Here is a 13,645-nt window from a genome sequence, read left to right on the forward strand (position 1 = left end):
AGACTTTTGTGTCTAAAAATGGCGAGACTACACATATCGTAGAATCTCACTCTAAAAGTAGTGAGACCACGCGTATCGTAGAATCTCAATCTAAGGTGGAAATATCCTCGCTCAAGGATATGCCTATAAAGGGTGCAGATTCTAAAGAGACTAAAGATGTATTAGAATCTGCTAATGCAAAGCGAACTAGTGGTAAGACAAAAAAGTCAAAGAAGCACAAAAATGCCAAGAAGCAAGAGGTGCAGAATGTTGTGATAGATTCTAAAGAATCTGCAAAAAAACCTTTAGATATTAAAAAGATTGCAGATTCTAAAGAAATTCAAGCGACACAAAAAGTGCAGGTATCGCAGATTTTGCAGGAGCAGAGCAAGGAGCATAAAGAGTATATTGCGCCACAAGCATTTGAGCTAGAAGATGATGAAGTGGCACAAGAAATAGAATCCAAAGAGAGCGAAATCATCTTAAAACCTCAAGCTAAAGGGCAAATGCCACAGAATACAAATGCACAAAATAAGGGCAATGTGTTGGCACAGAGTTTGGCGATTGTGGAATCAAATAAGGATAAAAATCACAAAGATTCACAAAAGGATTCGCGCCAAAAAATGACAAAATCAGGCGATTCTCAATCCGTGCAGTCAAAAAATAAAGAGGAGGCGCAAATAGGCTTTGAGGATATGCTTGCAAGTCAGTTTATCGATGAGGAAGAGCCTCAAAAGATAGAAAGTTTCAATAGTGGAGAGAAAAAAAAGGAGCAGCCCAAAGAAATCCAAGAGCAAAAAGAAAGTCAAACGCAAAAGAGTGGTGCACAAAAGCAAAGTGCGGAGGTAAGTCAAGTCAAGCAAAATGAGAAGACGCAGATTCTCTATCGTTCAGCTCTTGCTAAAGAAAATATAAGATATTTCGCACAGACTTTGCGTGAGGAGATATTAAACTATAAGCCACCGGTTACAAAGCTTTCTATGGAGCTAAATCCGCGTAATTTAGGGAGTTTGGAGCTTACAATCACAAAAAAAGGCAAGGATTTGCATATAAGTGTGTTGTCAAATGCCAACGCGGTGGGGCTATTCTTGCAAAATCAAGTGGATTTTAGAAACTCTCTCGCACAGGTAGGCTTTGAAAATGTAGATATAAGCTTTAGTTCCGGTGAAAAGGGCGGTGGAGATAATCCTAGAGAGCAAAACGCCTCACAAAATGGCTCATCTCACGAAAATAGGAACAAAAATGGCTTGGAAGATTCGCAAAATGGCGAGATAAATATGATTCATATCACGCTTCCAAAATATGCGTAGGTTGAGGGTAGGACAATGGCAGTTGATTTAGCAGAAGTTACAGGCAGTGCGGCAAAAATAGCAAAAGAAAAGGAAAAGGTGCGTAATATTAATGAGCTTGATAATGACGCGTTTATGCGCCTCTTTTTAGAGCAATTAAAGAATCAAGACCCAACCGCGCCTATGGAAACAGACAAAATCATCACACAAACTGCCCAACTCACACAGGTTGAAATGCAGGAGCAAAATAAAAAGACAATGGTTGAAGTGGCGGAGGCGATGAAAAGCACGCAGGAAACAAATAAAGAGCTTAAAGAATTTCAATCCCAAATGAAAGAATCCCTTGAAGCTTTGAATCTTGGTATGCAAGAGAATGCAAAATCAAATGTGCTTACGGCTCAACTGAATGCACTCAACACGGTGTCAATGATAGGCAAAGTCGCAGAAACTGATGTCTTTGGCGTGAATGTGGAGCGGGGTAAGGCGGTGAAATTTTCTATATACTTTGACCAAAAAATTGACCCAAATAAGGGCGAACCTATGGTGCATATCTTTAATAGCAGCAATGAAATGGTAAAAAGCATTTCACTTAAAGATAGAGCAAATCAAAATGGCTATTTGGAATTTACTTGGGATACTTTGGATAATCAAGGTAAGCAGGTTGATGATGGCACTTATAATATCCGCGCGGAGTATAATCTTGATGAAGGCACAAAGCAATATCATACTGCTCGTGTGGGAAGAGGAGAGGTGCAAAGCATTATTTTTGATAAAGGTGCTCCTATGCTACGAATGGGTGATATGATCTTGCCGCTTGATAGTGCGATTGAATTTTATAATAAGGACCACGGGCTATGAATGGGACTTTAGTCAATGGATATAGTGGTATAAAAACGCATCAATTTGGGCTAGATTCTATTGCAAACAATATTGCCAATGTCAATACCATTGGTTACAGAGAGAATATTCCACAATTTGAAAGCCTTTTTGCTAGTAATATGGATTCTCTTAATGCAGATTCTCCTATTAATAACGATATGAACTATGGTGCAACAAAATCAAGCAATGCTATTTCTACTCGTAGCGGTAGCTATAAAGCAAGTGATGGTGAATTTAATGTCGCTTATGAGGGCAAAGGTTGGTTTATTGTAGGTGAGCAAAAAAGTGGTTCATTTGAAATCAAAGATGATGGCTATGAGAAAAAGCAAAAAAATTATTTTACACGCGATGGCTCGTTTTTGCGTGATGGCGAGGGGTATATTGTCAATACAAGTGGATATTATATGTATGGAGTGGATTTGGGTAAAATAGAAAATGATATTTTCACTTCAAGTCAAAGTGAAGAACAAGATACAGAAGCCTTATCTTCAGGTATGCTGAAACCTTTGCAAGTGCCACAGAATCTTTACTATCGCCCTGTGCTTACGACAAGAGTTGATTTAAGCACGAATTTGAATAAAAATGAAAATGCTTCGTCTGCGACAAAATTCTTTAGAAATGCAAATGGCGAATTTGATGAAGAACGTTTTATGAATACCGACATTAATGCCTTTGCCGCCGATGATGTGCCGCTCAATGCCCCAAGTTATAATGAGGTGCGTCTCACGCTTGATAAAGAAGGGCGCAAGGAAGTGCTTACCTTTAAATATGGGCAAGGTGGTGCAGAGGCTTTGGAGTTTCGCACTTTTAACGATTTAAAGGAATTGTTGCTTGATAAGGTGGGCTTGGAGCTTGTGATAAATAAGGGCGCTGATGATAAAGTAGGTGAGAAGGTAAGCCTTGAACTAAAAAATAATTCTTATAAAAAGCTTAATTTAGAACTCGGCGGAAGTTTGTTTGAAAAGTTAGGATTCAAAGGTAAAAATGATCATTTTAGTAGTGGCGTGGGTGTGAATTTCAACGCAAATAAAGCCTATGAGCCAAATACGATTGTGCAATATAAGGGCGTGGTATTTATGCGCACAGGTGAGCTTGGCAAGAGCGAGAATCCATTTGAGGATAAGGAGAATTGGCGCATTTTAGATACGAGCGCAATTAGCGATTGGAGTGAGAATGCCACCTATTTAGAAGGCGATATGGTTGCGAGTGAGGGCAAAATCTACCGCCGCACAGAGCACGCTGGGAATAATCCCATAGGTGAGGGCAACTGGGAGGAAATCGCGGATATGCAGACTTCGCTTCCGCCAGAATACGCGCAAGGCACGAATTACGCACTTGATGATATTGTGAGTCGTGATGGCAAACTTTACCGCAAGATTATCGATAGTGGCTCAAGCGACCCAAAAGTGGATAAAATCGGTTGGCAGGAGATTCGCGGGGATAGCTTCCATAGTGAGTTTATACAGATTCCAAGTTATCAAACCAATGTGGAAATTTATGATGAGAGTGGCAAGAAATTCCTTATACAAAGCCATTATTTTATGACAGCCTCTGATAATCCAAACGCTACGCCACCAAGCGGTGAGCAGTGGGAAGTGCGCTCAGCAATCTTTGACCAGCAGGGCGAAGTGATGGTAAGCCCGGATTTTGTCGTGCATAATATAGAGTTTGGCACTGATGGTAAGCCAATCGCAGAGCCTGTGGAATTAGAATTTGGCGATAAGCGCGTGATATATAATATCGCAGGGACAGACAAAGTGCCAAGCTCTAATTTTGTATATCGGGATTCTGGTGTGGTGGCTAAGGAACAGGACGGACGAGCTGAAGGGCATTTGCGTGATGTGAGAATTGATAAAGACGGCATTATTTTCTTAGCGTTTGATAATGGCGCGTATGAGCCTATGGGGCGTGTGGGAATCGCGGCTTTTGTCAATGATCAAGGACTTAGAAAAGTAGGTGGAAATCTCTTTGAAATGACTGAAATGGTCGTAAATGGTAATGCAAATACTATTAGCGGACGCCCAATACTCGGCTGGGATAGATTGAATCTTAAGTATGGCTCTGTGCTGTATAAGCACCTTGAAACAAGCAATGTTGATGTGGGAAATGCCTTGACAGAGCTTATTGTAATGCAAAGGGGCTATTCGATGAACGCAAAAGCCCTCACAACTGGCGATGATTTGTTAAAAGAGGCGATTAACCTCAAACGATAAGATTTTTTAGATTCTATGATGTTTCTCGTATTGTAGAATCTATCTTTATTATTTTTTAAATAAGCAAATTTATGTAAGAAACATCTCAATGTAAAGGCTTTAAAAGATGAAATGGCTAAAACAAAAATTATCAAGTATTCTCACAAAAATACGAGACAAAAAACTCCCTCTACAAAACTAGAAATGTTGTCTTGTGTAGAGCAAACACTCGCTTTGAGGAATTTTATTATCCTTAATACAAATGCAAAAGTTGCAACAAATCACTTCTTGCTTTTTTCCTACACGATACATTGTGTAATGTCTGGATATACAAATCTAGGGGATTTTATCCAAACGATAGCGACAAAAAATGCTCTTGTGCGATTATTTAACAAGCCTATATGCCAACGAAATTTGATATAAAAGATTCAAAGCCTAATCACCTTTGCGCCAAATCCGCCCATTTGTGCGGGTGCATCGCTAAAGGATAATACTTTGGGGTGAGACTTGAGATAATCATACACAAGTTTGCTTAAGATTCCGCTGCCAATGCCGTGATATACAAGCACTTCGTCGTATCCGGCGATAAGCGCGGAGGATAGAAATTCATCGAGCTTATCTATTGCTTCATCACCACGCATTCCGTGCAAATCGCAGCTTACCCCTACGCTTTTTGTGTGTGAGAGCATAATTTTTGTCTGTGGGGGAGGTGAGGGCGGAGTAGCACCTAGGGGTTTGAGATTGACTAATTTTTCCTTGAGTTTCACACCATTGTCAAGCTCAATAAAGCACATTGCACCCTTTATACTTATGATTTTGCCTCTTGCACTTTTATATTTTACTCTATCGCCAACTTTGAAAGTTTGTGAATATTCTAGTTTGGGAGGTTCTGCCGTGATTTTATCTTGTAAAATATGATGAGCCTTGTTAAAAGCCTTGTGTATGTCTTTAGATTCCTTTGCTTTTAGGGCACTCTTAAGTGTTTGCGTGGCGTTTTGGTAGGTAGATTCTAGATGATGTTGTAGTTTGAGAAAAGCTTCTCTTTGCGCCTCTTCTTGTTCTTTAAGCGATAAAATTTTGTTTTCATAACTTTTTATGAGCGAATCTAGCTCTGTGCGTTTATCTAAAAGCGCAATTTCTAGCTCACTTGAACGTTCGATAAGTTCGTTTAGCCGTTCCTTATCTTCGCCATACACTTCTTTTGCGCGTTGGATAAGTGTATGCGGGATACCATAGCGCGCCGCACTCTCAAACGCATAGCTTTTGCCAATGCTACCTTTAAGAAAACTAAAGAGTGGTTTTTGGTTTTGTATATCATACATTGCGGCACAGAGCTGGACTTTGGGATTATGCGCCATAAGTGCTGCAAGATGTTTATGATGTGTGGTAAGCACGATGTGCGCGCCATTTGCCATTATATGCTCTAAAAGCACCTTGTAGAGACTCGCCGCCTCGTCCGCATCTGTGCCTAGCTCGATTTCATCGATACCAAGTAGGAGAGTGGGTGTGTTTAGAATCTGGCTAAATTCAAGCATTCTCCCCGCAAAGGTCGAAATATCATTTTTGCTATTTTGTGGGTCGGAGAGAATAGCTACGATATGCTTAAAATATGGAATCTGTGAGCGGTGCGCGTTGATTTTAAGCGGAATGAGAAATTTAGTGAGAAAACACGCGCTAAGGAGTGATTTTAGAAGTATAGTTTTCCCTCCTGCATTTACACCCGTAATCATTAGCGTTTGGGCGTTAAATTCTAAACTAATGGGCTTTGGATTGGCTAATGTTGGGTGGGAAAACTCGTGCAGGATAATATCTTTTTGCTTACTTAACTGATAGATAAATGAGAGATTATAGGCTTTGGCAAAGCTTAATCGCGCATAGATATGGTCAAAGGTATCAAAAGCGTGGTTAAGAAAAGTCAAAAAAGGAATATGTTTATGTAAGGTTGCGCATAGAGTAGCACAAAGCTTATATAAGCTTTCTTGCAAGCTGTCTTTGAGTGTATTTTGCCTCTCTTTAAGTGTGATAATAGAATCTGGCAAGAGATAAAAAAAGCCATTGTGTGAGCGTTCAAGCACCATACCGCTGATAACTTGATTGTATCCAGCTTTAAGTAACAAACATTCGTGTTCATTAATATAATGCACATTGTGATCCACGAGATAGGGTGCGATAGCGGATTTTTGCAGAATCTGACGCATTTGCTCGTCTATACGCATTTTGTTTTGCTTGATGTGGGATTTGAGATTGTCAATATCAGGATAAATACCTTCTTTTAACTCGCCCTCATCATCAAAAATTTCTTGTATATCGCTAAGCGCGTTTGGAATAACGATTTTATCAAGCCATTTTTGCGTGTAGGGGGTGGATTCTAAAATCCTTATTTTGAGATAGAGAAAATAGCGCACAAGCTGCATACAAGCAAAGATAGAATCTAGCCCCAAGATACCGCTTTTTTTGAGGTGCATTAAAGGTGTATCAAGTGAGGCAAGTTTGGGTGGTGCGGATAATGGGACATCATCAAGTTCTTGCAAAATCGTGGCATAAAACTGCCTGTCTCCATTAAAAATAAAGCCTTTTGTCCGCGCGAAATATGCTTGAAACTGCTCTAAAAAGGCGGATAAATCAAGCCTTGTGATGAGTGTTTGATATTCTTGTGTTGGCATTATAGCTATAAATCTTTAGCCTTTATAGAATCTTGTGAATCCTCACCTATACTTTTACTTTCGCTTTCTTGTGTCTGTGAAGATTCTATATTTTGCTCTGTGTTTTTTGTCTTGCATTCTTGTAATGGAATCACAATGTGTGTAAAAGAAGCATTATTTTTGCCCTGAAAGCTCATCGTGCCATTGCTTAGGTTAAAATCCTTTGCGCTAATGCCAATCTCCTTACCCTGATAATTACACACAATAGGTATCCCACGCAAAAATGCACCCTTTATTGCATTCAGCTTTTCACTCTCATCTTCTTGCACGAGATTGTAGATACCAATAAGCACGGCAAGTGCTAAAAAACACACACCGATAATGATTTTACTTTGACGTGAGATATGCTCTTTATATCGAGCAAGAAGCACAAAAATAAGGACAAAAAGGAGTAATGTGAGTAAAAAGATAACATAGCCCATTATTTTTCTCCTCGTAATTGATAAGTAATATCTCCTGCGCCAAGCCCAATAATAAGTGCATTTTGCAAAGTTTTAATGAGATTATCTCCATCATAGAGGTGGATTTGAGAATTTTCGCGTTTAAGATGTGTGGCAAAGGTGGGATTATAATGTGCAAAAAGTGAAGCAAAATCAATGTCTATATGTGCTTCACCTGCTTTCCATACAGGTAAAATCACAAGTTCATCACACGCATTATGAAAGCAATCTATAAAAGCTTGCAGATTATCAAGCACACGCGAGTATTTATGAGGTTGCCAAATGGCAATGACTTTATTATGAGGTTTAAGCGAGTTATAAATCGCTACGCTTTTGAGTGTAGCGAGAATTTCTGTGGGGTGGTGGGCGTAATCATCGATAATTGTTGTTGCGCCTTTAGTGAGAATATCAAATCGCTTTTTGATACCTTTGAAGTTTTTAAGATTCTCTTTAATTTGGGGTAGGGCAGAATCTCCTAGCTCATCAAGCGCGCATAAAATTGCCAAACTTGCATTTTGCGCCATATGCTCTCCAAAACCCCATACACTAAACTCCCCATAATTTTTAAGGCTAAAAGTTGTTTGAGGTTCATCATTATGGAGATTAAAGCGTATGTCTTTAATGTCTTTATCAGGGCAAAGCGTGATAGATTCTATACCTGTAAGGCTTTGCAAATAAGGGTCGCTTAGGTTTAAAATGCGTTTTTTTGCTTTACAAATGAATTCATAATATGCGCCATAAAATTCCTTTAAGTCGTGATTATAGCTCTCCATATGCTCTGGCTCGGCATTTGGGATAATCGCACAATAAGGATTTGAGTTTAAAAAGCTTTTATCAGATTCATCAGCTTCAAAAACAATGCTTTCACTTTTCGTTTCACGCACATTTGAGCCAAACTCTTTAGAATCTGCACCAATAATTGCACCAAATTGTGGAAGAATCGCACTTAAGATTGCGCTTGTTGTAGATTTGCCGTGTGCGCCACATACGCTAAAGACGCGTTTTTCTTTAAGAATAGAAGCAATGGCTTCTTTGCGTGAAAGGACTTTAATACCTTTTTTTATTGCCTCTTGCACTTCAATATTATCAGGCTTAATGATAGCTGAATGAATTACTACATCTTGATTGGTAATAGCAGCAGCACTATGAGGAATATGAATAGGCACACCTTGTGCGCGGAGGTATTTTGTGGCATTTCCCTCTGCAATATCCGAGCCACTCACTTCTATGCCTTGTGCGCGGAGATATTTGGCTAAGCCTGAAATACCAATACCGCCAATGCCTATGAAATGTATTTTCATTTATGCTCCTGTTTATAAAGTTTGATTGCTTCTTTAAGGGCAAGAAGTGCTTTTTTTGTTGTATTATTATCATACACAAGGGCGATTCTTACATAGCCTTTACCTTGATTCTCCCTGCCTAAATAACTACCTGGCAGAGTAAGCACTCCTTTTTTCTCATAGGCGAATTTGCAAAATGCCTCATCATTATCAACTTTAAGCCATACATAAAAGGTATAAGGGCTGATTTGCCCTGTGCTTAGTTCTAAAATCTCCCTCGCTAAGGCGAGATTTTTAGCATAAATGTGTCGGATAGATTCAGGAGTTTGCATATCTTTCCACGCTACGGCAGCAGCTTTTTGCAAAGGTAATGGCAGTGCGCAGCCCAGATAAGTGCGATAGAGGTTGTAGGCTTTTAAAATTTCAGCATCTCCGGCGATAAAACCGCTACGCAAACCCGGAGCAGAGGAGCGTTTGGAAATAGAATTAAGGGCAATAATATTTTTAAATTGTGCATTTCCTGCTTGGATTGAGGCTTGGAGAATGCTCGGAGGAGGAGAGCTCTCATAAATTTCACTATAACATTCATCATTTATAATCACAAAATCATATTCAAGTGCTTTTTTTACCCATTCTTTAAGTGCTTGCATATCTAGTATTCTACCTGTGGGGTTATTAGGAGAATTAAGAATAACTAAATGGACTTTCTCAAGATCTTTTGCTGTGAGTGAGGGTGTAAAGTTATTTTGCTCTGTGAGATTCATAAGAATTATTTGTGCTTTTGCAGCAATAGCTGCGCCCTCATAGATTTGATAAAAAGGATTAGGATAAGCAATGGTAGGGCTTGGCATATCATAGAGATAGAACTGCGGGAAGTTGAAAAGCACTTCGCGTGTGCCAAAGGTGGGGATAATTTGATGTGAGCTAAGCGCGAGATTGTAGCGTTTGTTAAGGAATTGAATCTGCGCGTTTTTTAGCTCATCTTCGCCGCTTGATTTGGGATATTTGTTGAGTAAATGTGCGTTTTGCCGCCAAGATTCTATAATATTTGTCGGAGTGGGAAATTGAGGCTCTCCAATAGTGAGGGTAAAAATTTCGCAATTTTCTGGTGGGGTGGCATTTGCGAGGAGGGCGCGGAGCTTCTCAAAGGGATAACTTTCAAAATGGTTAAGCACACAGCCTCCTTAAAGTGTTGTTGTTCTAAAATCCACAATGTGTAAAATGTAAGCAAAATATACTACCCTCACACTACCCAAAAATTTGTGAGTTTTGGGCGAGATTAGGGCTTTTGCATATCACCACCACTCTTATGTGGCGGGAATTATATAGTAAAATAATAACTTTTTGCTATGTTTTTGACTTTTGCCCTTGATTTTTTAATAAAGCGTTGGTAGAATTACCACCTTAAAAGTCTGTGCGGGAGTAGCTCAGTGGTAGAGCACAACCTTGCCAAGGTTGGGGCCGCGGGTTCGATCCCCGTCTCCCGCTCCATTTTTTAGATTTTTATACTTTAAGCTTTCGACTACACACAATCATTTTTAAAGCTTTTTGATGTTTTTTAAGGGCTTTATTTTTGTTTGATTTGCGAGTGAAGCCCGGGTGGTGAAATTGGTAGACACAAGGGACTTAAAATCCCTCGGACATTGCGTCTGTACCGGTTCAAGTCCGGTCTCGGGCACCACCCATACTTGAAAAAGTGTGGCGACATAGCCAAGTGGTAAGGCATGGGCCTGCAAAGCCTTGATTCCCCAGTTCGAATCTGGGTGTCGCCTCCAAAAATAGACTTTGGATTTTAGATTCTATATACTTCTTTTTTTCACAGATTCGGGAGATGGCTGAGTGGTTGAAAGCGGCGGTCTTGAAAACCGTTGAGGGTAACACCTCCGGGGGTTCGAATCCCTCTCTCCCGGCCACTATTTCCACAAAATTAAAAATCAATGTAATTTACTTCATTTAATTAAAGATAACATCCATTGTTAGCATTGAAGCAAACCATATTAGAAAACTCAAAATACTAAAAGATAAAAACCCAAAAGTGAAGACTTGTTTTTTAGAGGAGGGCATTATGGCAGAATGAGTATTTTTACGATAGATAATAAGAGATAAGATAATAAAGGTCGGAGCAGCACAAATAATGCTTACTAAAGATATAAAAGGAATAGAGAATCTCAAATCTTCTAACATTACCATAGCAGCTTTTGCTTTTAGCATTAGCACATCAATCATTTCCAATCCGATCACTATACCTACCCCAATTACGCTACCTATCATACACCCTGTTAAACTAGCATAAGCAAAAGTAAAAAAATATCTATTTATATGTTTTCTGATTCTATGTGCATAAAATAATGTAATGCACATTGCTATTATACTAATTGTGCCTACAATACTTAAAAAAATAATTACATAAGCTAAAAAAACCAAATTTCCCATTAATCTCCTTTGTTTATAATTTGCGTAATTGTAGCCAAACATTCACTTGATGGAAAAGTTTAAGAGTGCAAATGCAGCTAAAATTTCAATAGAGTATAATAAACAAGCCCCACTAAAAAGAGAGTCAGCATTTAATTTTTTTTGCCTTTTATTTAACAAAAATATTAATATATGTGGGATAAGAATCCATAGGGAGCTCACAAAGCCTATTGCATAGATTCTTAAAAAATCAACATCAATAATTTCACGCGGGGATATAAATTAGAGTTAAGCCAATCATTCCACCCACTGCTATGCCAGCAAATCCACCATAAATAAACGATGAGTTGATAATATTTTTAAAATTCGGAATGAGCAATAAGAAGATATTGATGAGAAATGATGGAAAAGTAAAAAGTAGGGCAAACATTCCAACAATTTCAATAAGAGAAAACAAATCATTCATTGTTATGAGCCTTTTTGAGATTTATAGATTCATAATATTATCTAAATTTAATGCGAATGCTTAAACTTTAATGCAAAGCAAAAAAAGCAAAAATAAAAAGTTATGATGATGCAAAAAATGTGAAATAAAATGAGAAAGGCAAGTTTTAGAGGGTTTTCTCTTGACAAAGCAAGATGAAATCTATATAATTGCAACTTTTTTATCTATAATGCTGGTTTAGCTCAGTTGGTAGAGCATCTGCCTTGTAAGCAGAGGGTCGGGGGTTCAAGTCCCTTAACCAGCTCCATTTTACACTCTAGCGGTATCGCTTTCAGTGTTTGACCAGTTTTTGATTATTTTTGGTGAGTTACTCAAGTGGCCAACGAGGGCAGACTGTAAATCTGCTGTCTCCGACTTCCGTGGTTCGAATCCACGACTCACCACCACTTTGCAAAATTATGTGTGAGATTATAAGAATTGCGGTGAGGTGGTAGCTGAAATAATTTTTTTGTAAGTTTGCGGGAATAGCTCAGTTGGCTAGAGCATCAGCCTTCCAAGCTGAGGGTCGCGGGTTCGAGCCCCGTTTCCCGCTCCATACTGGGAGCTGAATCTTCACTTTGCTTACTAATAAGTTAAGATTATCCCATTAAAGTATTACATTAATATGCCCATATAGCTCAGCGGCAGAGCACTTCCTTGGTAAGGAAGAGGTCGGCGGTTCAATCCCGCTTATGGGCTCCAGTTTTCTATATGTAGAATCTTTTTGGTTTTCTATGGATTTTGAAAGATTCTAAAATTAAATCTTAAAGTTAGGAGATACAAAATGGCAAAAGAAAAGTTTGTGAAAAACAAACCTCACGTAAATGTGGGAACAATCGGGCATGTTGATCATGGTAAAACAACTTTGAGTGCAGCTATTTCTGCTGTGTTGGCAACTAAAGGTCTTGCAGAATTGAAAGACTATGATAACATTGATAACGCGCCAGAGGAAAAGGAAAGAGGTATTACTATCGCGACTTCTCATATTGAATATGAGACAGAAAATCGCCACTACGCGCACGTGGATTGCCCCGGACACGCTGACTATGTTAAAAATATGATTACAGGTGCAGCTCAAATGGACGGAGCAATTCTTGTTGTTTCTGCCGCAGATGGTCCTATGCCACAAACACGTGAGCATATCTTGTTGTCTCGCCAAGTAGGTGTGCATTACATCGTTGTATTTTTAAATAAACAAGATATGGTTGATGATGCTGAATTGCTTGAGCTTGTGGAAATGGAAGTGCGTGAATTGCTTAGTCAATATGATTTCCCTGGAGATGATACTCCTATCATTGCAGGTTCTGCTCTCAAAGCGCTTGAAGAAGCAAAAGCAGGTAATGTAGGTGAATGGGGTGAAAAAGTATTAAAATTAATGGAAGAAGTTGATAAATATATTCCAACTCCACAACGTGATACTGAAAAAACATTCCTTATGCCTGTAGAAGATGTATTCTCAATCGCTGGTCGTGGAACGGTTGTAACAGGAAGAGTAGAAAGAGGTGTTGTGCAAGTAGGCGATGAAGTAGAAATCGTAGGAATCCGCGACACTCAAAAAACAACAGTTACAGGCGTTGAAATGTTTAGAAAAGAGCTTGATAAAGGTGAGGCAGGAGATAATGTCGGTATTTTGTTGCGAGGAACAAAAAAAGAAGAAGTAGAAAGAGGTATGGTTCTTTGTAAGCCCGGCTCAATTACTCCACATAAGAAATTTGAGGGCGAGATTTATGTGCTTTCAAAAGAGGAGGGCGGACGCCATACACCATTCTTTAAGGGATACCGCCCACAATTCTATGTGCGAACAACTGATGTTACCGGTTCTATTGAGCTCCCAAGCGGTGTAGAAATGGTTATGCCTGGTGATAATGTAAAAATCACAGTGGAGCTTATCGCACCTGTAGCACTTGAAGATGGGACTCGTTTTGCAATTCGTGAAGGTGGTAGAACGGTTGGTTCAGGTGTTGTAACCAAAATCATAGAATAATAGA

11 protein-coding genes and 8 tRNA genes are annotated in these 13,645 nt (G+C 39.1%); 13 read left to right on the forward strand and 6 right to left on the reverse strand.

What is annotated here, in order from left to right:
* The first annotated feature begins 8 nt into the window (after positions 1-8).
* The 4 genes from LS67_RS06680 (at position 9) to LS67_RS06695 (ending at position 4,762) form a co-directional block, all read left to right on the forward strand.
* Positions 9-1,289 carry a flagellar hook-length control protein FliK gene (locus LS67_RS06680; protein WP_052082108.1) on the forward strand — a complete coding sequence of 427 codons (1,281 nt, stop codon included), beginning with the start codon at positions 9-11 and terminating at the stop codon, positions 1,287-1,289.
* A gap of 15 nt (positions 1,290-1,304) precedes the next feature.
* On the forward strand, positions 1,305-2,126 hold the full coding sequence (gene flgD / locus LS67_RS06685; RefSeq protein ID WP_034326297.1) for a flagellar hook assembly protein FlgD: 822 nt from the start codon (positions 1,305-1,307) through the stop codon (positions 2,124-2,126).
* Positions 2,123-4,360 (forward strand): flagellar hook-basal body complex protein, encoded by a 2,238-nt coding sequence (locus tag LS67_RS06690; protein WP_034326296.1) that lies wholly within the window; start codon positions 2,123-2,125, stop codon positions 4,358-4,360. The genes flgD and LS67_RS06690 overlap by 4 nt, the downstream gene beginning before the upstream one ends.
* Before the next feature lie 111 nt (positions 4,361-4,471).
* Positions 4,472-4,762 carry a hypothetical protein gene (locus LS67_RS06695; RefSeq protein WP_034326294.1) on the forward strand — a complete coding sequence of 97 codons (291 nt, stop codon included), beginning with the start codon at positions 4,472-4,474 and terminating at the stop codon, positions 4,760-4,762.
* 5 nt (positions 4,763-4,767) lie between these two features.
* Here LS67_RS06695 and LS67_RS06700 read toward each other — a convergent pair whose 3' ends face one another.
* From LS67_RS06700 to LS67_RS06715, 4 genes are read right to left on the reverse strand one after another with little or no spacing between them, the layout of a single operon-like run.
* Entirely contained in the window at positions 4,768-7,002 is a 2,235-nt protein-coding gene (locus tag LS67_RS06700; protein ID WP_034326293.1) for an endonuclease MutS2, read from the reverse strand.
* 5 nt (positions 7,003-7,007) lie between these two features.
* Positions 7,008-7,463, reverse strand: coding sequence for a hypothetical protein (locus LS67_RS06705; RefSeq protein WP_052082109.1), 456 nt, complete (start codon positions 7,461-7,463; stop codon positions 7,008-7,010).
* Positions 7,463-8,782, reverse strand: a complete 1,320-nt coding sequence (murC, locus tag LS67_RS06710) for a UDP-N-acetylmuramate--L-alanine ligase (RefSeq protein ID WP_034326291.1) — start codon at positions 8,780-8,782, stop codon at positions 7,463-7,465. Before murC ends, LS67_RS06705 begins: the two co-directional genes overlap by 1 nt.
* The gene (locus tag LS67_RS06715) at positions 8,779-9,936 is read right to left on the reverse strand and encodes a succinyldiaminopimelate transaminase (protein ID WP_034326289.1); all 1,158 of its coding nucleotides are present in this window, start codon (positions 9,934-9,936) and stop codon (positions 8,779-8,781) included. Before LS67_RS06715 ends, murC begins: the two co-directional genes overlap by 4 nt.
* 241 nt (positions 9,937-10,177) lie before the next feature.
* Between LS67_RS06715 and LS67_RS06720 the strand changes: the two genes are divergently transcribed.
* The 4 genes from LS67_RS06720 to LS67_RS06735 all read left to right on the forward strand — a co-directional run bounded on the left by LS67_RS06720 (position 10,178) and on the right by LS67_RS06735 (position 10,674).
* Positions 10,178-10,252: transfer RNA gene (locus tag LS67_RS06720), tRNA-Gly, on the forward strand.
* A 102-nt stretch (positions 10,253-10,354) separates the two neighbouring features.
* A tRNA-Leu gene (locus tag LS67_RS06725) sits at positions 10,355-10,442 on the forward strand.
* 19 nt (positions 10,443-10,461) lie between these two features.
* Positions 10,462-10,536, forward strand: a tRNA-Cys gene (locus LS67_RS06730).
* 50 nt (positions 10,537-10,586) lie between these two features.
* Positions 10,587-10,674 (forward strand) — tRNA-Ser (locus LS67_RS06735).
* 40 nt (positions 10,675-10,714) lie between these two features.
* Here LS67_RS06735 and LS67_RS06740 read toward each other — a convergent pair.
* Together LS67_RS06740 and LS67_RS06745 are read right to left on the reverse strand one after the other, a co-directional pair.
* The gene (locus tag LS67_RS06740) at positions 10,715-11,194 is read right to left on the reverse strand and encodes a hypothetical protein (RefSeq protein WP_052099834.1); all 480 of its coding nucleotides are present in this window, start codon (positions 11,192-11,194) and stop codon (positions 10,715-10,717) included.
* 244 nt (positions 11,195-11,438) lie between these two features.
* Entirely contained in the window at positions 11,439-11,639 is a 201-nt protein-coding gene (locus LS67_RS06745) for a hypothetical protein (protein WP_034326284.1), read from the reverse strand.
* A 210-nt stretch (positions 11,640-11,849) separates the two neighbouring features.
* Between LS67_RS06745 and LS67_RS06750 the strand changes: the two genes are divergently transcribed.
* The 5 genes from LS67_RS06750 (at position 11,850) to tuf (ending at position 13,641) form a co-directional block, all read left to right on the forward strand.
* Positions 11,850-11,925 (forward strand) — tRNA-Thr (locus tag LS67_RS06750).
* Positions 11,926-11,979: 54 nt separating this feature from the next.
* A tRNA-Tyr gene (locus tag LS67_RS06755) sits at positions 11,980-12,064 on the forward strand.
* A 72-nt stretch (positions 12,065-12,136) separates the two neighbouring features.
* A tRNA-Gly gene (locus LS67_RS06760) sits at positions 12,137-12,213 on the forward strand.
* 71 nt (positions 12,214-12,284) lie between these two features.
* A tRNA-Thr gene (locus LS67_RS06765) sits at positions 12,285-12,359 on the forward strand.
* An 82-nt stretch (positions 12,360-12,441) separates the two neighbouring features.
* Complete coding sequence (tuf, locus tag LS67_RS06770) at positions 12,442-13,641, forward strand: elongation factor Tu (RefSeq protein ID WP_034326281.1); 1,200 nt, start codon at positions 12,442-12,444, stop codon at positions 13,639-13,641.
* The last annotated feature ends 4 nt before the right edge of the window (positions 13,642-13,645 follow it).

It is taken from the genome of Helicobacter sp. MIT 03-1616 (assembly GCF_000765685.2).
GTDB classification, from domain to species: domain Bacteria; phylum Campylobacterota; class Campylobacteria; order Campylobacterales; family Helicobacteraceae; genus Helicobacter_C; species Helicobacter_C typhlonius.